General features: G+C 34.9%; 20 protein-coding genes. 15 read left to right on the top strand and 5 right to left on the bottom strand.

Annotated elements, in window-relative coordinates; translation table 11 throughout:
- Positions 1 to 15 precede the first annotated feature (15 nt).
- From LG651_RS03850 to LG651_RS03800, 11 genes are all read left to right on the top strand, one after another.
- On the top strand, positions 16 to 471 hold the full coding sequence (locus tag LG651_RS03850; RefSeq protein WP_226694828.1) for a DUF1801 domain-containing protein: 456 nt from the start codon (positions 16 to 18) through the stop codon (positions 469 to 471).
- Positions 472 to 486: 15 nt separating this feature from the next.
- Complete coding sequence (locus LG651_RS03845) at positions 487 to 858, top strand: VOC family protein (RefSeq protein ID WP_226694827.1); 372 nt, start codon at positions 487 to 489, stop codon at positions 856 to 858.
- 49 nt (positions 859 to 907) lie between these two features.
- Positions 908 to 1,294, top strand: coding sequence for a VOC family protein (locus LG651_RS03840; RefSeq protein ID WP_226694826.1), 387 nt, complete (start codon positions 908 to 910; stop codon positions 1,292 to 1,294).
- Positions 1,295 to 1,304: 10 nt separating this feature from the next.
- Positions 1,305 to 2,594, top strand: coding sequence for a serine hydrolase domain-containing protein (locus tag LG651_RS03835; RefSeq protein WP_226694825.1), 1,290 nt, complete (start codon positions 1,305 to 1,307; stop codon positions 2,592 to 2,594).
- Positions 2,595 to 2,649: 55 nt separating this feature from the next.
- Positions 2,650 to 3,060, top strand: a complete 411-nt coding sequence (locus LG651_RS03830) for a DM13 domain-containing protein (protein WP_226694824.1) — start codon at positions 2,650 to 2,652, stop codon at positions 3,058 to 3,060.
- A 372-nt stretch (positions 3,061 to 3,432) separates the two neighbouring features.
- On the top strand, positions 3,433 to 4,551 hold the full coding sequence (locus LG651_RS03825) for a CNNM domain-containing protein (protein ID WP_226694823.1): 1,119 nt from the start codon (positions 3,433 to 3,435) through the stop codon (positions 4,549 to 4,551).
- The gene (locus tag LG651_RS03820; RefSeq protein WP_226694822.1) at positions 4,551 to 5,024 is read left to right on the top strand and encodes a methylated-DNA--[protein]-cysteine S-methyltransferase; all 474 of its coding nucleotides are present in this window, start codon (positions 4,551 to 4,553) and stop codon (positions 5,022 to 5,024) included. Before LG651_RS03825 ends, LG651_RS03820 begins: the two co-directional genes overlap by 1 nt.
- Before the next feature lie 85 nt (positions 5,025 to 5,109).
- Positions 5,110 to 6,255: a serine hydrolase domain-containing protein gene (locus LG651_RS03815; protein ID WP_226694821.1), complete on the top strand. Its 1,146-nt coding sequence runs from the start codon at positions 5,110 to 5,112 to the stop codon at positions 6,253 to 6,255.
- A 25-nt stretch (positions 6,256 to 6,280) separates the two neighbouring features.
- Positions 6,281 to 6,994 (top strand): 3'-5' exonuclease, encoded by a 714-nt coding sequence (locus tag LG651_RS03810; protein WP_226694820.1) that lies wholly within the window; start codon positions 6,281 to 6,283, stop codon positions 6,992 to 6,994.
- 15 nt (positions 6,995 to 7,009) lie between these two features.
- Positions 7,010 to 8,689, top strand: coding sequence for an ABC transporter ATP-binding protein (locus LG651_RS03805; protein WP_226694819.1), 1,680 nt, complete (start codon positions 7,010 to 7,012; stop codon positions 8,687 to 8,689).
- 354 nt (positions 8,690 to 9,043) lie between these two features.
- Positions 9,044 to 11,005, top strand: coding sequence for an acetoacetate--CoA ligase (locus LG651_RS03800; RefSeq protein ID WP_226694818.1), 1,962 nt, complete (start codon positions 9,044 to 9,046; stop codon positions 11,003 to 11,005).
- Here the strand turns inward: LG651_RS03800 and LG651_RS03795 are convergent.
- The 4 genes from LG651_RS03795 to trhO all read right to left on the bottom strand — a co-directional run bounded on the left by LG651_RS03795 (position 11,002) and on the right by trhO (position 16,411).
- Entirely contained in the window at positions 11,002 to 13,347 is a 2,346-nt protein-coding gene (locus tag LG651_RS03795; protein WP_226694817.1) for a penicillin-binding protein 1A, read from the bottom strand. The genes LG651_RS03800 and LG651_RS03795 overlap by 4 nt on opposite strands.
- A 33-nt stretch (positions 13,348 to 13,380) precedes the next feature.
- The gene (locus LG651_RS03790; RefSeq protein ID WP_226694816.1) at positions 13,381 to 13,878 is read right to left on the bottom strand and encodes a gliding motility lipoprotein GldH; all 498 of its coding nucleotides are present in this window, start codon (positions 13,876 to 13,878) and stop codon (positions 13,381 to 13,383) included.
- The gene (locus LG651_RS03785) at positions 13,865 to 15,130 is read right to left on the bottom strand and encodes a PSP1 domain-containing protein (protein ID WP_226694815.1); all 1,266 of its coding nucleotides are present in this window, start codon (positions 15,128 to 15,130) and stop codon (positions 13,865 to 13,867) included. The genes LG651_RS03790 and LG651_RS03785 overlap by 14 nt, the downstream gene beginning before the upstream one ends.
- Positions 15,131 to 15,346: 216 nt before the next feature.
- On the bottom strand, positions 15,347 to 16,411 hold the full coding sequence (trhO, locus tag LG651_RS03780) for an oxygen-dependent tRNA uridine(34) hydroxylase TrhO (RefSeq protein ID WP_226694814.1): 1,065 nt from the start codon (positions 16,409 to 16,411) through the stop codon (positions 15,347 to 15,349).
- 412 nt (positions 16,412 to 16,823) lie between these two features.
- Between trhO and recA the strand changes: the two genes are divergently transcribed.
- The 4 genes from recA to LG651_RS03760 all read left to right on the top strand — a co-directional run bounded on the left by recA (position 16,824) and on the right by LG651_RS03760 (position 20,482).
- A complete protein-coding gene (gene recA / locus LG651_RS03775; RefSeq protein WP_226694813.1) occupies positions 16,824 to 17,831 on the top strand; it encodes a recombinase RecA in 1,008 nt (335 codons plus the stop codon).
- Between the two features lie 112 nt (positions 17,832 to 17,943).
- Positions 17,944 to 18,351 (top strand): hypothetical protein, encoded by a 408-nt coding sequence (locus LG651_RS03770; RefSeq protein ID WP_226694812.1) that lies wholly within the window; start codon positions 17,944 to 17,946, stop codon positions 18,349 to 18,351.
- A 29-nt stretch (positions 18,352 to 18,380) separates the two neighbouring features.
- Positions 18,381 to 18,923, top strand: coding sequence for an RNA polymerase sigma factor (locus tag LG651_RS03765; protein ID WP_226694811.1), 543 nt, complete (start codon positions 18,381 to 18,383; stop codon positions 18,921 to 18,923).
- The gene (locus tag LG651_RS03760; RefSeq protein ID WP_226694810.1) at positions 18,923 to 20,482 is read left to right on the top strand and encodes a hypothetical protein; all 1,560 of its coding nucleotides are present in this window, start codon (positions 18,923 to 18,925) and stop codon (positions 20,480 to 20,482) included. Before LG651_RS03765 ends, LG651_RS03760 begins: the two co-directional genes overlap by 1 nt.
- A 73-nt stretch (positions 20,483 to 20,555) precedes the next feature.
- On the opposite strand, the gene LG651_RS03755 is transcribed toward LG651_RS03760, so the two are convergent.
- Entirely contained in the window at positions 20,556 to 21,293 is a 738-nt protein-coding gene (locus LG651_RS03755; RefSeq protein WP_226694809.1) for a lysophospholipid acyltransferase family protein, read from the bottom strand.
- Positions 21,294 to 21,391 lie beyond the last annotated feature (98 nt).

Here is a 21,391-nt window from a genome sequence, read left to right as displayed (position 1 = left end):
TCTAAAGTCAACACTATGCAATACAAAGCCAACTCGCCAGAAGACTACATAAAACAAACGCCAGAAAACAGGCACGAAGCCTTAAATAAATTACGAGAGGTTATAAATAAAAACCTTCCGGATGGTTTTAAAGAAGGCATGCAATATGGTATGATTGGGTATTTTGTGCCACACAGCATTTATCCAGATGGTTACCATTGCAAACCAGAAGAACCTTTGCCTTTTATGAGTTTTGCTTCGCAGAAAAACTCGGTAAATTTATATCACAGCGGTATTTATGCTGTTCCCGAAATTCACGATTGGTTTGTTAACGAATACCCCAAACACTCTAAATTAAAACTCGATATGGGAAAAAGCTGTATCCGATTTAAAAAAGTAGATCAAATTCCGTTTGAACTTATTGCAGAACTTTGCCAAAAACTGACTGTTGAAAAATGGATTTCCATTTACGAAACCGCAATTAAAAAGTAACTAAACGCAAATATTATGAAACTAGGCGCATTTTCAACAAGCTTGAGTGTAAAAGACATTAAAGCATCAAAACAATTTTATGAAACCTTAGGGTTTTCGGTTTTTGCTGGCGATTTAGATAAAAATTATCTCATCATGAAAAACGGCAATGCTTTAATTGGTTTGTTTCAAGGCATGTTTGAAGAAAATATTTTAACCTTTAATCCTGGTTGGGACGAAAATGCTCAAACCCTACCCGATTTCGATGATGTTCGCAGCATTCAAAAACATTTAAAAAACAACGGTGTTACCCTTATTAATGAAGCCGACGAAGCTTCAACCGGACCAGCAAGCATTGTACTTAAAGATCCTGACGGGAATACTATTTTAATCGATCAGCATGTTTAACATGCCGTGTTACATTTCCGCGAAAGCGAAACTTTAAATAATATAATCCATGAAAAAACGAGTAACAGGAATAGGCGGACTATTTTTTAAAACCAAAGATCCTAATGCCACTAAAAATTGGTACAAAAAGCACCTTGGTTTTAATACCGACGATTATGGCTGTACCTTTTGGTGGAAAGACGAAGCTGGCAATAAATGCTCGACGCAATGGAGCCCGTTTCCGGAAGACACGAAATACTACGAACCATCGAAAAAAGATTTTATGTTTAACTATCGTGTAGAAAATTTACATGAATTATTAAAGGTTTTAAAAGAAGAAGGCGTAACCATTGTTGGCGAAGTTGAAGAATACGAATACGGCAAATTTGGTTATGTTCTAGATAACGATGGCAACAAAATTGAACTTTGGGAACCTGTAGATAGTGCTTTTTTGTAAATGTTGTTTAATGATAAAGCCTGCTATTCAATTCGTTTTATTATTAGTTTTTTGCCAACTTGCTTGCGCGCAAATGCCTTATACAAACCCAGAATCGGTAGGGTTAAACGGCGATTACATTAACACGCAAGTCGATTCTATTATGCAATTAGCAATTAAAGAGCAGGCTTTTCCTGGCGCTCAAATATTAGTTGCTAAACAAGGGCAAATTATTTTTCACGAAGCTTATGGTTATCACACTTACGATAGCATTAATAAAGTAAGTTTAAACGATATTTATGATTTAGCTTCGGTGACTAAAATTGTGGGTCCACTACCCGCTTTAATGAAACTTTACGAAGAAGGTAAGCTGGATTTAGATGCGCCTTTTAGTAATTACTGGAACGCTTGGAAACATAAAAAAGACAAAAAACACATCACGTTGCGCGAACTTTTAGCGCATCAATCGGGAATGCAACCTTATATTGTGTTTTTAAGTCGAGTTTTTAAAAACGGTAAAATAAAAAAGCGATTTATTAAAACTAAAGCTAGCAAACGATTTTCTAACCAAATGTACGAAGGCATTTATGTAAAAAATCGTTTTAAAAACAAAGTATTTCGAAACATAAATCGCTCCAAAGTTAGTAATGATAAAACTTATAAATACTCGGGCTTAGCCTCATTAATTTATCCCGAAATTATTGAAAATATTACAGGTGAAAATTACACCGATTATCTTAAAAAACAATTTTACAAACCTTTAGGCTGCGAAACTTTAGGTTATCTTCCTAAAACAAAAAACTTTAAAAACACCATTGTTCCTACCGAAAACGATTCCGTTTTTAGAAAAACACTAACTCACGGTTGGGTTCACGACGAAAATGCGGCTTTACTTGGTGGTATTTCGGGAAATGCAGGCTTATTTGGCACTGCAACCGATTTAGCAAAATACATGCAAATGCTAACAAATTTCGGAACTTTTAATGGCAACACTTTTTTTAAACCTGAAACCGTAAGAGAATTTACAAAAATGCAATATCCAAAAAATAATAACCGCCGCGGTTTAGGTTTCGATAAACCCTTAATTGGTAACGACACATTAAGCATTACAAAAGCTTATCCTGCGCCACAGGTTAGTCCGGAAAGCTTTGGTCATGCTGGTTTTACAGGCACTTTTGTTTGGGCAGACCCAAAGGCAGAATTGGTTTTTATATTTTTATCTAATCGTGTTTACCCATCGCGAAGCCATCGAAATATTTATAATTTAAACATTCGCCCTAAACTGCAGCAAATTTTTTATAGCGCTACGCTCACTAATTAAACCTTTAAAGTAAGCATTTTGGTTGGCAACCGACTATATTAAAAAATCAATTATAATGTCTAGAATTTTTATTTTCACTTGTTTATTGATTAGTTTTTTCTCGTGTAATACTGAAGAAATTGGTGCAGAGGAAACACCTCTTATCGTCTCTAAATCGGGCTTTGTTGCCACAACTAGCGACTACGAATTAATGGGAAGTTTTACACTTTCTAGCATTGAAAACACTAACAATTTATTGCTTACTCTAAACGAAAACTATGTAGCTTCAACAGAGTTGCCTGGTTTGTATGTGTATTTAACTAACGATGCCAATTCGGTTACTAATGCTTTATCTCTTGGCCCAGTTGAGGTTTTTAGTGGCGCACACAACTACATTATAGAAAATGTAAACTTAACCGATTACACCTATTTACTCTATTGGTGCGAGCCTTTTAGCGTAAAAGTTGGCGGTGGTGATATTGAATAAATTATCCTTTTAAAAAAGTTCCTTAAAGTCTAAATCCAAATTCACCCCTAAAAGCGTAATTAAATTATTGTCTTCAGGAAAACCTTTACCAAATGCAAGAGTAATAATTATATTTCATTTAGTAGTATTTTCATTGTTAAAACACCCATATGCTAAATAAAAAACAAATGAATTTCACAATACTAAATTGACATTTTTAAGGAGGAAACACAATACCTACAACAGGATAACTAATTGATTTTCATTAAAATACCAAACAACAAAAAAAATAACTTGTGCCTTATCGTCTTAATGAATTAAGCAATGCTAAAAAAGCCTTTAATTGTAAATTGCTTTTTGTAACTTAGTGCTATATTAAATTATATTCAACCTATGGCCTTACTTATTTTTTACGGCGTTATTTCCATTTTCTTTTCGTTTTTATGCTCTATTTTAGAAGCCGTTTTATTAAGTGTTACCCCAACCTTTATTAATGTTAAAAAACAGGAAGGCAAAGCTTTTGCAACAAGTTTAGAACAATTAAAACAAGATGTAGACCGCCCGTTAATTGCAATTTTAACCCTTAACACAATTGCACATACGGTTGGCGCTATTTTAGTTGGTGTGCAAGCTAAAGTGGCATATGCCGAAATTTACGGCTCGAAATCCTCATCTTTTCTTGGCATTACTGTTACCGAAGATTTAATGGTAGGTATTGTTTCGTCGATTATGACTATTTTAATCCTTGTTGCTTCAGAAATTATTCCTAAAACCATTGGCGCCACCTACTGGAAAGGTTTAGCCAATTTTACCACAAAAGCGCTTCATATTTTAATATTTCCTTTAAAATGGACAGGTATTTTATGGTTACTTCAATTAACCACAAAACTCATTGGCGGTAAAGGTCATGGTAGCGTATTAAATCGTGAAAGCTTTATGGTTATGACCGATATGGCGCATAAAGAAGGTGTTTTTCAGGAAAATGAAAGTAAAATAATTAAAAATTTACTCACATTTAAAGAAGTGTTTGCTAAAGACATTATGACTCCGCGAACCGTAATGAAAGCCGAAAACCAAAACACAACTGTTAAAGATTTTTTTAATACAAACCTAAATATTCGCTTTTCTAGAATCCCCATCTATTCAGATAACCCAGACAATATTAAAGGACTGGTTTTAAAAGATGAAATTTTTAAAGAAATGGCACTTGGTAATGGCTCAAAATTATTATCAGAATTACAACGAAATATTATAATAATAGACCGTAATTTACCCATTCCAACGCTTTTCGAGCAACTTGTTGAAAGCCGAAACCATATGGCTTTAGTTGTAGACGAATACGGAAGCGTAAGCGGTTTAGTAACCATGGAAGATGTTATTGAAACACTACTTGGTTTAGAAATTATGGACGAAAGCGACAATGTTTTAGACCTCCAACTACAAGCCAGAAAAAGTTGGGAAGCGAGAGCCAAAAAACTAGGTATTTTAGGAGATGAAACTCCAACAAAATAGTGGAAACTTGTATAATAAAATCGCCTCTTGGTTTCACCAAAATAAATGGTGATGTAACTGGAATTTCATCTATTGTTGTGCTTAATTCTCAAGAAAAACCAAACGATATTATTCCAGAAGTTTTACAAGATTGTGTTATTCAATTAAACGAATATTTTCAAGGAACTCGCAAACAATTCAGCTTAAAACTAAATCCAGAAGGCACCGATTTTCAAAAGCGAATTTGGAAACTCTTAGAACAAATTCCCTACGGCAAAACGTTATCGTACCTAGAACTATCTAAACAATTAGGCGATATAAAAGCTATTCGAGCCGTTGCCAACGCCAACGGAAAAAACCCATTATGGATAGTTATTCCTTGCCACCGCGTAATAGGAAGCGATGGTAGTTTAACAGGGTACGCTGGTGGCTTACACCGAAAACAATGGCTTTTAAACCATGAAAGCCCATTTAAACAACAAACCTTATTTTAATAACTATTTATTCAGCCATTTTAACAATACATATTCATCGTACTCAAAATAATCCCTATATTTAATACAGCTAAACTCTAAATACATGAAATTTATTAAAAACCTTTTTAAGTGGCTTATGCTACTCATTTTAATTCTTGTTTTATCGCTTTATGTATTTGACTACGACTATATAATTAAAGGTGCTAAAACGGTTTATTTTACAGGACATAAAACGGCTTTTATAGACGATTACCCTTACTTTGAAAACGATACTATAAAAAAAGGAAACCATGTTGATGCTTGGGCAATACACAAAAACTACAACAGCGTTTCTCCTACAGAAAAACTAAGCCAAGTAAACCAAGATTGGGGCACTATTGCCTATTTAATTATAAAAAACGATAGTATTTGGTTCGAAAAATATTACGACGGATATAATAAAAACTCTAAAACCAACTCGTTCTCAATGGCAAAAAGCATTACTTCTGCCCTATTAGGAAAAGCCATTATGGACGGCTACATAAAAAGCTTAGACCAACCTTTAAGCGATTTTTACCCGCAATATAGCTATGCGAAAACAACAGTAGGCGATTTATCGTCCATGGCATCGGGGTTAGATTGGGTCGAGCATTACACAAGTCCGTTTTCGGTAACCGCAAGAGCCAATTACGACGACGATTTAGCCGAAACCATTTTAAACCAAAAAGTAGTAAAAACACCCGGCGAAGCATTCGAATATTTAAGCGGAAGCACCGCCCTTTTAGGAATGGTTATTAAAAAAGCAACCGGTAAAACCCTGTCTAACTACCTTTCAGAAAGTTTTTGGCAACCCATGGGCGCTGCAAACGACGCCCTTTGGCAACTCGACGATGCCGAAAACCGATTAGCAAAAACCTTTTGTTGTATCTCTAGCAGTGCACGAGATTTTGCCCGTTTTGGCAAGCTTTATAAAGACCACGGAAAATGGAACGGCAAACAACTACTAGACTCTTCATTTGTAAAAAAAAGCATTACACCTCGTTTTAAAGGAAGTCCAGAGTACGGTTATGGCTGGTGGATAAAAGACATTGGCGACAAACACTTTTTTATGATGCGTGGCCACTTGGGGCAATACGTTTTGGTAGAGCCTAACGATAACCTCATCATTGTGCGCCTAGGCCATAGAAAATCGCCCGATCAAGGTGTAGGTAAGTTTACTAACGATATTACTGTTTATGTTGAAGAAGCATATAAAATGATGAATAATTAAAATAGCGCTTTCGCGGAAGACTGGCATGATACAAAAGTTAAATCTAGAAAACATACTATTTTTAGACATCGAAACAGTACCAGAAACTGCGCATTTTTCAGATTTAGATGAAACCAAACAAACCCTTTGGGAACACAAATCGAAATACCAACGAAAAGACGATTTTACGCCCGAAGAATTTTACGAACGCGCCGGTATTTGGGCCGAATTTGGTAAAATAGTGTGTATCTCGGTAGGTTATTTTAACTTTCAAGGCGATTTACGAAAGTTTAGAGTTACCTCCTTTTTTGGTGAAGAAGCCCAACTATTACGAGATTTTAAAAATCTTTTAATATCACATTTTAGTCAAGGTCATCATTTACTTTGTGCACATAACGGTAAGGAATTCGACTTTCCATACATTGCACGTCGCATGATAATAAACAACATCGAATTACCATACAAACTCAATCTTTTTGGTAAAAAACCGTGGGAAGTACCACATTTAGACACCCTAGAACTCTGGAAATTTGGCGATTATAAAACCTATACCTCGTTAAAATTACTAACTAATGTGTTAGGAATTCCGTCGCCAAAAGACGATATTGACGGTAGCGAAGTTGCTCGTGTATTCTACGAAGAAAACGACATAGACCGAATTATAATTTATTGCGAAAAAGATACTATTGCCGTAGCACAAATTTTGCTACGCCTGCGTGGTGACGACATTTTAAATGAAGACGAAATTTTGCATGTATAAAATTGAATACTACAAATGAACAAAGAACCTATTTTATCAATAAATAACCTTAAAATTTCTTTTGGTAATAACGAAGTTATTCATGGTATTTCTTATCAAGTTTTCGAAAACGAAATTTTAGGAATCGTTGGAGAGTCGGGTTCTGGAAAATCGGTGTCTTCGTTAGCAATTTTAGGGTTGCTTCCTAAAAAAATTTCAAAAATAACATCAGGCTCCATTTCTTATAATAAAAAAGAGCTAACCACGTTACCATCAAAAGCATTTCAAGACATTCGCGGTAATAAAATTGCCATGATTTTTCAGGAACCCATGAGTTCATTAAATCCATCCTTAACCTGTGGCGAACAAGTTTTAGAAATACTAACACAACATACCTTTTACGAAAAAAAAGAAGCTAAACCAGAAGTTATTTCACTTTTTGAAAAAGTAAAATTACCCAATCCAGAACGTGTATTTAAAGCCTACCCTCATGAAATTTCTGGCGGACAAAAGCAACGCGTTATGATTGCAATGGCCATTGCCTGTAAACCCGATATTTTAATTGCAGACGAGCCAACAACAGCGCTCGATGTAACCGTACAAAAAGACATAGTTAAGCTTTTAAAATCGTTACAAAGCGATACTAAAATGAGTATTATTTTTATTACTCACGATTTATCGCTAATCTCCGAAATTTCCAACCGTATTTTAGTAATGTACAAAGGAGATATTGTAGAGCAAGGCGATGCAAAAACTATTTTTAGAGAACCGCAACACCTTTACACCAAAGCTTTAATAAATTCCAGACCATCGCTAGATACCCGATTAAAAGTTTTACCAACCATTCAAGATTTTTTAGATGGCACACCAAAAACCGAAATCATTACAACCGAACAACGTGCCAAAAACCATAAGAAAATATATAGCAAACCACCTCTTTTAGAAGTCATAAATGTTGAAAAAGAATATTTAAATAAAGGTGGTTGGTTTACAAAACCAGATAGTTTTAAGGCCGTTAACAATGTAAGTTTTAAACTTTACGAAGGCGAAACCTTAGGTTTAGTTGGCGAATCAGGTTGTGGTAAAAGCACCTTAGGTAATGCCATTTTACAACTAGACAAGGCTACAGCAGGAAGTATTTTATATAAAGGCAACGATATTACCAAACTAAAAAATAGCGATTTAAAACGCTTAAGAAAAGAGATTCAAATTATATTTCAAGATCCATATTCTTCTTTAAATCCGCGCATGCCCGTTGGCGAGGCTATTATGGAACCCATGAAAGTGCATAAACTTTATAAAACAGATAACGAGCGTAAAGAGAAAACTATCGATATTTTAAACCGAGTGGGTTTAAATGAAACTTATTTTAACCGATATCCGCACGAATTTTCAGGAGGCCAACGTCAGCGTATTGGTATTGCACGTACCATTGCATTACAACCTAAATTAATAGTTTGCGACGAGTCGGTTTCTGCACTCGATATTTCGGTACAAGCTCAAGTTTTAAACTTGTTAAACGAATTAAAAGAAACCTTTGGTTTTACATATATATTTATTTCGCACGATTTAGCGGTTGTAAAATATATGAGCGACCAATTATTGGTAATGAATAAAGGTGAAATTGAAGAATTAGATGATGCCGATGCTATTTATAGCAATCCTAAAAAGGCATACACCCAAAAGCTAATTCATGCTATACCCAAAGGGTTATAGCATGAAAATCTTTTTGGTTAGATAAAGCAAACTTTTCAAAAACTGTATATTTTTTCTAACAGTTTCCTTGAATTTGCTTTCAATTAAAGTAGGTTGTTCAGGTAGATTTGAGGCAAAGTTCATAGGTTAAAGTTTTTGGTTAAGTTCAGGTAGATTTGGGTCTACATGTTTGGTTAATTTTTTAGTAGATTTGGGTAAATCTATTATTAATATTTTGGTTATTTTGGGTGTTACGAATATAACAGAGTTTTTAAAAACTATCGCTAAAAAACATATTTTTTCGTTGAAATACATTTTTTTTTAACATTTAAAGTGTTTTTCACCGAAATCAGCTAAACTAAAAACATACAAACTATGCCAGTTGCACCACTTTATACACCACCAAGAAGCGTTACGCAACAAAGCCATTTAAATCAATATAAAAACTGGTTATCAACGCATTACAATCTGCAGTTTAATTCATATGAAGACTTATGGACTTGGTCCATTACACATATAGAAGATTTTTGGAAAAGCATTACCCAATATTTCGATGTTAGCTTCCATTCACCATACAAAAACGTACTATCAAATTACAACATGCCTGGTGTAAAATGGTTTGAAGGCGCTAAACTAAACTATGCCGAACATATTTTTAAAAATTACCAAGCCAATAAAACAGCCATTATTTTTGGTCACGAATCCGGGACCATTAAAAATATAACTTGGAAAGCATTAAAGCTTAAAGTTGCCGCTATGGCACAATATTTTAAAAGTATTGGTATACAAAAAGGCGATCGTGTGGTGGCGTTTTTACCCAACATACCCGAAGCCACCATTTGTTTTTTGGCAGCAAATAGTTTAGGCGCAATTTGGTCGAGCACTTCACCCGATTTTGGCGTTGATAGTGTAATAGACCGCTTTTTGCAAATAAATCCGAAAGTAATAATTGCTGTAAACGGCTATTATTACAACGGAAAACCATTCGATAAAACCGATGTTGTAAATGGTATTGTTAAAGCATTACCATCGCTTGAGAACGTTATTATTCATAATTACATAAAGGAAGCTAACACATTTCCAGAACATTATACAAGTATTGAAACCCTTTGGAACAACACTACCGAAACTTTAGAATTCACGCCAGTTGAATTTAACGATCCTATTTGGATTCTGTACTCCTCTGGTACAACAGGCTTACCAAAACCAATTGTGCATAGCACTGGTGGTATTTTATTAGAACATTTAAAATACATGGCTTTTCACAACGATGTGAAACCTAAGGAAAACTACTTTTGGTTTTCTACAACCGGTTGGATGATGTGGAATTTCTTGCAAGCTTCATTACTCATGGGAGCCACCATGGTATTGTTCGATGGTTCTCCTACTTTTCCAAACTTTAATGCGCTTTGGGATTTTTCCGAAAAGATAAAAATCACACATTTTGGCACTAGCGCACCGTTTTTAGTAGCGAGTATGAAGCGTAATATATCGCCAAAAACAACTCATAATTTGGCGTCCATTCGATCTATTAGTTCTACGGGCGCACCACTGCCTCCAGATGCTTTCGAGTATGTTTACAAACACATTATAGATGATGTTTGGTTATGCTCTATGGCTGGTGGCACCGATGTTTGTACTGCTTTTGTTGGAGGCTGTTTAGACTACCCTGTGTATTCCGGTGAAATTCAATGTAGAGCTTTAGGCGTATCGCTTTTTGCTTATAATGATGTAGCCGAAACAGTTGAAGATGAATTAGGCGAAATGGTAATTGATAAACCTATGCCCTCAATGCCTATTTATTTTTGGAATGATGCCGAAAACAAACGTTATAAATCCAGTTATTTTGAAGATTACCCAGGCAAATGGCGCCACGGCGATTTTATAAAAATTAATTCTGAAACACACGGATTGGTAATTTACGGACGCTCTGATGCTACTTTAAACCGACACGGTATTAGAATTGGTACTGCCGAAATTTATAGAGCCATTAACAACATAACCGAAATTGAAGATGCTTTAATTGTTAATTTAGAACTTGAAGGTGGTAACCATTACATGCCACTTTTTGTAAAAATGAAACCCAACCAAGTTTTAAATAACGATTTAAAAGCGCAAATAAATCACGAACTTAAAACCGAATATTCACCTCGCCACGTGCCCGATGCGATTATTGAAGTTCCTGATATACCGTATACCATTAGCGGAAAAAAAATGGAAGCACCGGTAAAAAAGATTTTACTTAAAATGCCTTTAGAAAAAAGCATAAATATTGACGCTATGAAAAACCCCGAATCGGTGGCGTTTTTTATTGATTTTGCTAAAAGTATTAGTTAAAAATCCAAATCATCTAAAGTTTCATCGGTATTTGGAGTATCATCTGAAGCATTATCGTTATCATCTTTAACGGAGCAATCAATGTTAATTGTTAACTCTTTTGGAGCAATAAAATCTTCTTTTGAGATATTTAAATCGGTATCGGCGTAACAATTTTTCATATAAACACCCCAAATAGGTAAAGCCATTGTAGCGCCTTGCCCGTAGGTAATACTTTTAAAATGCGCAGCTCTATCATCGGCACCAACCCAAACACCCGTTACTAAATTTGGAACCATACCCATAAACCAACCATCACTTTGGTTTTGCGTAGTACCTGTTTTACCAGCTATTGGGTTTGTAAATTGGTACGGATATCCTGTAATAACTTCTCTGTATTCTGCACGCCACTTATCGTAACCTACGGTTCGTAAACGTGTACCCGAACCACCTTCGGTAACACCTTGCATTAATTTAACTGTAACATACGCTGTTTCTTCACTTAAAACATCGCGTGTTTCTGGTTTAAATTGGTATAAAATAGTCCCGTTTTTATCTTCAATTGTGGTTACCATAACTGGTTTGGTGTAAACACCTTGGTTTGCAAACGTAGAATAGGCACCAACCATTTCGTAAACACTAATATCTGGTGTACCTAAAGCAATTGATGGCACTGCAGGAATATCGGATTCTATACCAAGTCTTTGAGCTAAATCGGCTACGGTTTGCGGACCAACTTTGTCTATTAACTGCGCGGTAATTGTATTTACCGAATTTGCTAAGGCGTTTTTTAATGATCGGGTTCCACCATAGTCTGGCGTCGAGTTTTTTGGACACCATTCTTCTGGATTTCCATATTTATTAGCTTCTATACAATATGGCACATCTGGAAACTCATCGCATGGTGAATAGTGTAACTGATCGATAGCTGCTGTATACACCAAAGGCTTAAAGGTTGAACCTATTTGGCGTTTCCCTTGCTTTACCATGTCGTACTGAAAATGTCTGTAATTTACACCACCAACCCAAGCTTTTACATGACCCGTATGCGGATCCATAGACATCATACCTGTACGTAAAAACGATTTGTAATAACGCATAGAATCAATAGGCTTCATAATGGTATCAATCTCGGTTGGTTTACCATTGTCCCAAGCAAAAACTTCCATTTGCGTTGGTTTGTAAAATGAATCTTCTATCTCTTTATTCGATTTTTTTAAATCGTATTTCATGTGTCTCCAACGCTCCGATCGGCGCATTGAACGATTCATTAGATCGGTAATCTCATCTTCCTCTAAATCTAAAAACGGTGCGGTTGGGTTTCTGTCTGGCGTATTTTGATGAAAAAACTCAGCTTGTAGCCTTGGCATGTGTTGTGCTACGGCATCTTCGGCATGTTTTTGCATACGCGAATCGATGGTGGTGTAAATTTTAAGTCCGTCGTTGAAACTCCAGTTTTCACCATCAGGTTTCGGATTGTCTTTTATCCACTGCTTCATAAAATCACGAAGATATTCTCTGAAATAAGTGGCGATTCCTTGGCTGTGTGTTTCTGGCGTATAGTCTAAATCTAGTTCGGTATTTTGTAAAGAATCTTTAAGTGTTTCAGCAATAAAATCGTACTTATTCATTTGTGCTAAAACCACATTTCGACGATTTTTTACACCAACAGGATTTCGTCGCGGATTGTATAATGATGAATTTTTAAACATTCCAACCAACATCGCCGATTCCTTTAAATCGAGCTCATTTGGTTCTTTATTAAAATAAATCCTGGATGCACTGCGAATGCCATCGGCATTATTACCAAAATCGTAAATATTAAAATATTGTGCTATAATTTCTTCTTTGGTGTATTGGCGCTCTAAACGTATGGCAATAATCCATTCTTTGGCTTTTTGTAATACACGCTCTACTATGTTTTTTGAACCTTCGCCATGAAACAATTGTTTGGCTAACTGCTGAGAAATGGTACTTGCACCACCTCCAGCGCCTAACTTTACTATAGCTCGTAAAGTACCACGAGCATCGATACCAGAATGTTTGAAAAAACGAGCATCTTCGGTAGCTACTAAAGCATCAACTAAATTTTGAGGCAATTGATCGAACCCTACCGGTGTGCGGTTATCGTCAAAATAAAATTTACCAAGGGTTTTACCATCGGAAGAAATAATTTCGGTAGCCAATTTGGTTTTAGGATTTTCTAAAACCGTATGGTCTGGCATATCGCCAAAAGCGCCCCATGACGCTAATAAAAAAATAAAAATAACCGAAAAAATACCGCCTAAAAATAACCACCAAAACCAACGAATGTATTTTGAGAATCCTTGCGATTCAGTTTCTTGTTTTTTTGCTTTAGCCATAATTTATTTTAATAATTACCTTAACAAGTTCAATTAATTACTATTCGCTGAATGCTCTATTCTAAAACCAACATCGGTTATACCCGTTAGTTCTTCAACACCATTTACTTTTCCATTTTCGCGCATGGCGTGTTGTATGTTTACTGTATAATTACCCGCTTCGTTAAATAAAACACCTTCTTTGTACCATAATTTATTTTCTTTTACATCGGTATAACCAACACCTAAAAGTTTACCAGTTGGGTCTGCCATTCGGTACTCCAGAGTATCCTTTATGGTTTTTCCATGTGGGAATTGCATTTCTACAATTAAAAATAAATTATTGAATTTATAGGCACTGGTATTTCGTAAATTCACAAATAAATTATATGCATTCGTAGAATCGGGCGGCGTAATATTAAAACTAACAATAGAATCCTTATGCCATTTATTGGGTACCGATTTATAAGAATCGAACACCCGATTAGAATCGCAAGACACGGCGCTTATTGCAACAATTAACAACAATAAAATAACATTACTTCGAGCCATTATTCGATTTTTGTCTTTGTGGTTTTCTTCGCTTGTTGTTGTTATTCTTGTTATTATTACGGTTGTTATTGCGGTTACGATTGTTACTACTATTGTTATTCGCGTTATTTTTATTCCCGTTGTTTTGTTTGTTTCTATTGTTTTTACGTTTTCTAGTACGTTTTGGACTATCGAAACGTGTTAAACTATCTTGACCTACAACGTTCTCGAAATTAGTTTTAGTATCTTCAACCAAATCGCTAGCATATTCTTCGAGGCTAGCTATTTTTTTATTTTGCTTATTAAGGGCAATAATTTCGTTGGCTTGCTCGGTGGTAATTTTGTGCCAATTCATCCATTCGCCTTCGTAAGCGTACCACATATGCCCTTTAAAAATATCTGTTTTTTGGCAAATAGCCGTTCCTTTTTCGGTATAAATTTTCGTTTCGACCTTAGGAAAATCTTTTAAAGCATCTAAATACGTATCTAACTCATAATTTAAACAGCATTTTAGCTTACCACATTGCCCTGCTAACTTCTGCGGATTTAAAGATAATTGTTGATAACGCGCTGCCGATGTGCTTACCGAACGAAAATCGGTTAACCAAGTAGAACAACATAACTCGCGCCCACATGAACCAATACCTCCAAGTCTGGCTGCTTCTTGGCGAAAACCTACTTGCTTCATTTCAATTCTAGTACGAAACTCTCGTGCAAAAACTTTAATAAGCTCTCTAAAATCGACGCGCTCTTCGGCGGTATAATAAAATGTGGCTTTACTGGCGTCGCCTTGAAATTCGATATCCGATATTTTCATTTGCAACTTTAAATCTATTGCAAATTGTCTCGCTTTAACCTTCATGGGCTCTTCGCGATCTCTGGCTTTTTGCCAAATATCAATATCTTTTTGGCTTGCTTTTCGGTAAATTTTTAAGGCTTCTTTAGTATCGGTTGGTATTTTTTTACGCTTCATTTGTACGCGCACTAATTCCCCCGTAAGGGTAACCATACCTATATCGTGACCAGCTTTTGCTTGTGTTGCCACAATATCGCCTATGCTAAGTGTTAGGTTTTCGGAATTTAAATAATATTCTTTTCTTCCGTTTTTATAACGAACCTCAACCCAATTAAATGGTTCTTCCCCATTGGGAAGCGACATATTCGATAACCAGTCGAAAACCGTTAGTTTGTTACAACTATCGGTACCGCAAGTACCATTATTTTTGCAGCCTTTAGGTTGGCCGTCTTTTGTTGAGCAGCTTGTACAAGCCATAAATTGATTTTGTATATATTGAATTCGCTAATAATAAAAAATTATTACGAATAACGGTTTGTAATTAATTTTAATGCGTAAAGATAACATTATTTGTTTAGTTTATTAAATATACCTTTTTTGTAACTTAAACAATATTAAAATTAAAAATTCCTTTTTTTTGATATATAACTTAATAAAAAAAAGCAACCTAGAAAAGTTGCTTTTTTATTAAATTTATTTTTTGAAATGCTCAAAAATATTGCGTAGGTCTTTTTTATATGGCAAATGGTCTGCTCGTCCTTTTTTAAAAATATCGTTGCTATTGCCTTGACCTTTGCGTAGTTCTTTTTGTTCTTCGTAAGGTAAACGGTTTATTTCCATACATGCTGTAGAGCAACAATTTTCCATTTCTTCTTTGCATTTTGGGCACTGAATAAATAATAAATGGCAAGCTTCGTTAGCACAGTTTGTATGTACATCGAAAGGTTCACCGCATTGGTGACAATTGGCTATAACATCGTCGCTAATGCGTTCTGCACGCCTATCGTCGAACACAAAGTTTTGCCCTAAAAACTTATTTTCTAAGTTTTCTTCTTTTACTTGTCTGGTGTATTCTATAATACCACCTTCGAGTTGATATACGTTTTTAAATCCTTTATGTTTAAAATAAGCACTAGCTTTTTCGCAACGAATACCGCCAGTACAATACATAACTAGGTTTTTATCTTCCTTGTGTTCTTTTAAATCATCTTCAATAATATCCAACGATTCTCTAAAAGTATCAACATCTGGTGTTACTGCATTTTTAAAATGGCCAATTTCACTTTCGTAGTGGTTTCTCATATCGACCAAAACGGTATTTTCGTCTTCAATAAGTTGGTTAAACTCATTGGCGGCGACATGAATACCTTTGTTTGTAACATCGAATGTATCGTCGTTTAAACCATCGGCAACAATTTTTTGTCGCACCTTAACTTTTAGTTTTAAAAACGACATGTTGTCTTGCTCTACGGCAATATTCAATCTAATATCTTTTAAAAAATCTATGGTATCTAAATGAGTTTTAAACGCTTCAAAATTTTCGGCTGGTAACGATAATTGCCCGTTAATGCCTTCGGTAGCTACATAAATTCTACCTAAAACATCGAGTTTGTCCCAAACTAAAAAAAGTTGATTTCTAAATTCTTGAGGATTCTCAATTTTGGCGTACTGATAAAAAGAAAGTGTTAATCGATCTTTTCCTGCTTTTTCGATTAACTCGGCTCTTTCCTTTGCGCTTAATTTGTTGTACAGTTGCATGCTATACTATTTTTTAAGGTTAAAAAAGAAATATTTTAAAGTGCAAAGCTACAATTTTCGAAGTTTTCAGCAATTAATTGTCACAAAAAAAGCACCTTAACTTAAAATTAAAGTGCTTTTCTGCCTTGTGCGGTTTACAGTTATCATGAAGTAAAACAAGTATTTGTAAATCTCAAGACATTAGTTAATTTAGTTTTCGTGAAAAATAAAATAGTCTTTTCATAGCAATTTTTTCCACTAACAATTAGTAGATGCAAAAATTATAAAAAGGTTGCGTATTAAAGTTAATTTGAAGCTTATAATAAATTATTAACAACAACGCAAATTGTTAAAAAAGCTTATGCATTAATATTGTAAGATGCCAAAAGTTATAGTATTTTAGCATACAATTTTTTAGAAAAAAAACGAAACGATGAGTAGCGAAAAAGAAGCAAAATTAAAAGCACTAAAACTTACTTTAGATAAACTAGACAAAGCCTACGGAAAAGGTACTGTAATGAAAATGAGCGACTCTGCCATTGTAGATGTAGAAGCTATTTCGTCGGGATCTTTAGGTTTAGATATAGCCTTAGGCGTTGGCGGTTACCCACGCGGACGTGTTATAGAAATTTATGGTCCGGAATCGTCAGGTAAAACTACCTTAACACTTCATGCAATTGCCGAAGCACAAAAATCTGGTGGTATTGCTGCTTTTATTGATGCCGAACATGCTTTTGATAGATTTTATGCCGAAAAATTAAACGTTGATATAGACAACCTAATTATTTCGCAACCAGATAACGGAGAACAAGCTTTAGAAATTGCCGATAACCTAATTCGCTCTGGTGCTATAGACATTGTAGTTGTAGATTCTGTTGCAGCTTTAACACCAAAAAGTGAAATTGAAGGCGAAATGGGAGACTCTAAAATGGGATTACATGCCCGTTTAATGTCTCAGGCATTGCGAAAACTTACAGCATCAATTAGCAAAACTAATTGTACTGTAATTTTTATTAACCAGTTACGTGAAAAAATTGGAGTTATGTTTGGTAACCCAGAAACCACAACAGGTGGTAACGCATTAAAATTCTACGCGTCAGTTAGGTTAGATATTCGCAGGTCCACACAAATAAAAGACACAAATGGCGAGGTTTCGGGTAACAAAACCCGCGTAAAAGTGGTTAAAAACAAAGTAGCACCGCCATTTAAAACTGCCGAATTCGACATTATGTATGGCGAAGGTGTTAGCAAAGTAGGTGAAATTTTAGACTTAGCCGTAGACTACGAAATTGTAAAGAAAAGCGGTTCGTGGTTTAGTTATGACGACACAAAACTTGGCCAAGGTAGAGACTCGGTAAAAGCCTTAATAAAGGACAACCCAGAACTTATGGACGAACTAGAAGCCAAAGTAAGACAAGCTGTCGCAGATAGCAAAGCTTAAAAAAACTCATAAAATCCCGTTAAAAACGGGATTTTTTTATTTTGCTACGCAACCTTTTATTAAACATTGCATCTTAAGGTCAAACATGTATAATTTCCCTAAATTTAAAGCAATGAAAAAGTTTATTGCGCTTTGTATACTAACTTTTAGCCTAGCCTCATGTAGTCTAGACGAAGACCCTAATTACTATTTTGAGGTATTACCCGTTGATAGCGTAGATATCCCCAATGAATTCGTTATGGGAGAAACATACCCCATAACTATTTATTATTATAGGCCAACCAGCTGTCACAGTTTCAGAGATTTTTATTATAATAAAGAAAATAACGAACGTACCGTAGCTCCAATTACTTATGTTTTTGAAGGTAGCGAATGCGAACCTCTAGACAACGAATTGGTAGAAGCCACCTTTAATTTTCTAGTTACAAGTAACGGATCGTATATTTTTAAATTTTGGCAAGGTGAAAACGATGCAGAAGAAGACACCTATTTAACCATAGAAGTACCAGTAACCGAATAAACTAATTATAAACTAATACATGTTTTAAGTTGAGTTTAAAACAACTCATAGAAAATTGTAAAACCAATGATACCAAAGCACAAAGCGAACTATACAAACTCTTTTCGGGTAAGTTATTCGCCACCTGCTTAAAGTATTCGCGTAATTATGCCGAAGCCGAAGATAATTTACAAGATGCTTTTTTAACAATTTTCAATAAAATAGAACAATATAAACACAAAGGCTCTTTTGAAGGTTGGTTAAAACGTATTACTGTAAACACTGCCTTACAGCGTTACCGAAACGAAAAAGTTTTTGATATAGTTAACGAAAATAATATTGAAGATGAGTATATAGAAATTGACGACAGCAACATTTCTATAGAATATCTTTTAAAAATAATTCAAGAATTACCCGACAGATATCGTTTGGTGTTTAACCTTTACGTATTAGATGGGTATTCGCATAAAGAAATAGCTGGTTTGCTAAATATTAATATTGGCACATCAAAATCGAACTTAGCAAGAGCAAGACACATTTTGATACAAACCATAGAAGCACATAAAGCGCGACCACAGTCGCAAACCTTATAATGAGTGATAAAAAACACATAGATAGATTATTTCAGGAAGGCTTTAAAGATTTTGAAGCCACACCTAATAATGCCGTTTGGGAACGTATTGAAACAGAACTTAACCAGAAAAAGAAAAAACGTCGTGTTATACCAATTTGGTGGCGTTATGCTGGTGTAGCTGCCGCTTTATTACTGTTGTTAACCATAGGATTTAATTATTTTGATTCTGATAAACCACAAGAAACCATAAAAGTTGTTAATTCTGAAAACACACCAGAAAACAATACAAATAATATTGCTGAAGAAAATAACGTTGAAAACACAAACGCAGCAAACAAAAATAACATAGCCAATACAAGCCAAACAAAACCAAACGACGCCCAAACACAAACGGAAGCTGTTTTAAACACCAAAACCGCTTCAACTGTTGTAAAAGCTTCAGATGAAACGGTAATTACAAAACCGTTTAATACAAATACAAAATCAGCTAATAAAACTAAAAATAATTCGCATCTGGCCCAAAATCCGGGTTTAACCCAAAACAAAAACACGTTTAAAAACATTGCTAAAAACGAAAGTAAGTCGGTTTTAAATAACCATAACGACAGCGAACCTGTGGTTGCAACACCAAACAACAGCGAAAAACCAACTGTTTTAATTGATAAAACCCAAGCTAAGAAACTTATCACCCAAACCAATAACAATAATATAACTGTTACAAAAACCAAAACAAGTAACGAAAACAATAACACCGAAAGCAATACAAAGGCCTCTTTAACCATTGAAGAAGCCCTTGAAAACAATAAAACAACCATTGAAGAAGAAAAAGAAAACCCCAAAAACAGGTGGAGCGTTGCCCCAAATGCTGCGCCTGTTTATTTTAACACTATGGGCAATGGTTCTTCTATCGATCCGCAATTTAATAGCAACTCTAAAACAGGAAATATTAATATGAGTTATGGTATTTCGGCAAGTTATGCTGTTAATAATAAAATTACGATTCGCTCTGGCGTGAACCGTGTAAATTTAGGCTACAACACCAACGATGTGCTTGTATTTCAATCGGCTGGAGTTAGTAACCGTAGTGCTTTGCAAAACTTATCTATTAATAGTAGTGACGCTTTAATAACCAACGATGCTTCTGGCAGCAATACCAATGTAAGCTTTGAAAGCGCCAAAGCTGCTGCTGTAATACCTAATTCGTTTGAAACGGAAAACACTTCGCTAAACCAATCGCTTGGATATATTGAAGTGCCCTTAGAAATTCAATATGCCGTTTTAAATAAAAAATTTGGTATTAATGTAATTGGCGGTTTTAGCTCGTTATTTTTAAATAAAAATGAAATTTACTCGGAGTCTACAAATGGCAACAGCATTCTTTTAGGAGAAGCCAACAATATTAACAGCTTTAGCTACAGTGCCAATTTAGGCCTTGGCTTAAATTATAAAATGACAAATACTATTGATTTGAATTTAGAACCTATGTTTAAATATCAAATTAATACGTTTAATAATACTTCTGGTAATTTCACACCATTTTTTATTGGCGTGTATACTGGATTCGCTATTAAATTTTAGGTTTTTGGTTAGATCTGGATGTGTGCCAAAAAGCACATATCTAAAAAAACTGTTCGTTCCCCCGGGCAGTTTTTTATTTTTTATACATCTGTAGTTTATTTAAAATAACCATGCGTGCTTGTTCATTAAGCGCTTTTGTGCTCTGTATGGTTAAGCCTTCGGTTTTTATAAATTTATGAATATAAGCCCGCATTTTCCCTGGGCTTCCACTAAAAAAAGTAAATGAAAACCGTTTTTTATTATCGGCAAAAGTTATGGGTACTATTGGAATTTGATGGTTTATAGCTAACCTAAAAGCGCCATCTTTAAAACTATCTAAAAACACATCTTCTTCGGGCACGCCTCCTTCAGGAAAAATACAAATACTTAGTCCCGATTTTAAACGACGTTGGGCTCTTAAAAACACAGCTTTTCTGCTTTTTTCTGAACTTCTATCAACCAAAATACAAGTGCGTTTATAAAAAAATCCGAACAGTGGTATTTTTGCTAATTCTGCTTTACCAACAAATACAAACGGATTTTTTACAGCAGCCAACATAAGCATAATATCGGTCATTGATGTATGGTTAGCAATAAACATATAACTTTTACTTTTGTTGGGTGTTTGTTCACGCTTAATGCTATAAGTGAAACCCATTCCTATGAGTATAAACTTCGCCCAAAATCGCGCAAGCTTAAAGAAATACGGGTACCAAGATTCCTTTGAAATTGAAATGAGCAAAAATGGAAACAAAATAAGAATAGGCAGCGCTACAAGCACGTAAAACCAAATACGGTACAAGGTCCAAAAAATGTATTTAAATGCTCTCATGGATTTCAAAAATACAGAATTGTATTGAGCAATTCTATTAAAAAATATACCTTTGCTTTTTGTTTAACAATTTTAAAAAATTTCTGCTTTCGCAGGAA

This window comes from Neotamlana sargassicola, from assembly GCF_020523965.1.
Taxonomy (GTDB): domain Bacteria; phylum Bacteroidota; class Bacteroidia; order Flavobacteriales; family Flavobacteriaceae; genus Neotamlana; species Neotamlana sargassicola.
Note: the sequence above shows the minus strand (reverse complement) of the source record. Positions and strands in the feature narration are given on the sequence as shown.

What these genes read in the sequence shown, in the direction of transcription:
- LG651_RS03850 (WP_226694828.1), top strand. Translation starts at nt 16, where the DNA reads ATGCAATACAAAGCCAACTCGCCAGAAGACTACATAAAACAAACGCCA.
- LG651_RS03845 (WP_226694827.1), top strand. Translation starts at nt 487, where the DNA reads ATGAAACTAGGCGCATTTTCAACAAGCTTGAGTGTAAAAGACATTAAA.
- LG651_RS03840 (WP_226694826.1), top strand. Translation starts at nt 908, where the DNA reads ATGAAAAAACGAGTAACAGGAATAGGCGGACTATTTTTTAAAACCAAA.
- LG651_RS03835 (WP_226694825.1), top strand. Translation starts at nt 1,305, where the DNA reads ATGATAAAGCCTGCTATTCAATTCGTTTTATTATTAGTTTTTTGCCAA.
- LG651_RS03830 (WP_226694824.1), top strand. Translation starts at nt 2,650, where the DNA reads ATGTCTAGAATTTTTATTTTCACTTGTTTATTGATTAGTTTTTTCTCG.
- LG651_RS03825 (WP_226694823.1), top strand. Translation starts at nt 3,433, where the DNA reads ATGGCCTTACTTATTTTTTACGGCGTTATTTCCATTTTCTTTTCGTTT.
- LG651_RS03815 (WP_226694821.1), top strand. Translation starts at nt 5,110, where the DNA reads ATGAAATTTATTAAAAACCTTTTTAAGTGGCTTATGCTACTCATTTTA.
- LG651_RS03810 (WP_226694820.1), top strand. Translation starts at nt 6,281, where the DNA reads ATGATACAAAAGTTAAATCTAGAAAACATACTATTTTTAGACATCGAA.
- LG651_RS03805 (WP_226694819.1), top strand. Translation starts at nt 7,010, where the DNA reads ATGAACAAAGAACCTATTTTATCAATAAATAACCTTAAAATTTCTTTT.
- LG651_RS03800 (WP_226694818.1), top strand. Translation starts at nt 9,044, where the DNA reads ATGCCAGTTGCACCACTTTATACACCACCAAGAAGCGTTACGCAACAA.
- LG651_RS03795 (WP_226694817.1), bottom strand. Translation starts at nt 13,347, where the DNA reads ATGGCTAAAGCAAAAAAACAAGAAACTGAATCGCAAGGATTCTCAAAA.
- LG651_RS03790 (WP_226694816.1), bottom strand. Translation starts at nt 13,878, where the DNA reads ATGGCTCGAAGTAATGTTATTTTATTGTTGTTAATTGTTGCAATAAGC.
- LG651_RS03785 (WP_226694815.1), bottom strand. Translation starts at nt 15,130, where the DNA reads ATGGCTTGTACAAGCTGCTCAACAAAAGACGGCCAACCTAAAGGCTGC.
- trhO (WP_226694814.1), bottom strand. Translation starts at nt 16,411, where the DNA reads ATGCAACTGTACAACAAATTAAGCGCAAAGGAAAGAGCCGAGTTAATC.
- recA (WP_226694813.1), top strand. Translation starts at nt 16,824, where the DNA reads ATGAGTAGCGAAAAAGAAGCAAAATTAAAAGCACTAAAACTTACTTTA.
- LG651_RS03770 (WP_226694812.1), top strand. Translation starts at nt 17,944, where the DNA reads ATGAAAAAGTTTATTGCGCTTTGTATACTAACTTTTAGCCTAGCCTCA.
- LG651_RS03760 (WP_226694810.1), top strand. Translation starts at nt 18,923, where the DNA reads ATGAGTGATAAAAAACACATAGATAGATTATTTCAGGAAGGCTTTAAA.
- LG651_RS03755 (WP_226694809.1), bottom strand. Translation starts at nt 21,293, where the DNA reads ATGAGAGCATTTAAATACATTTTTTGGACCTTGTACCGTATTTGGTTT.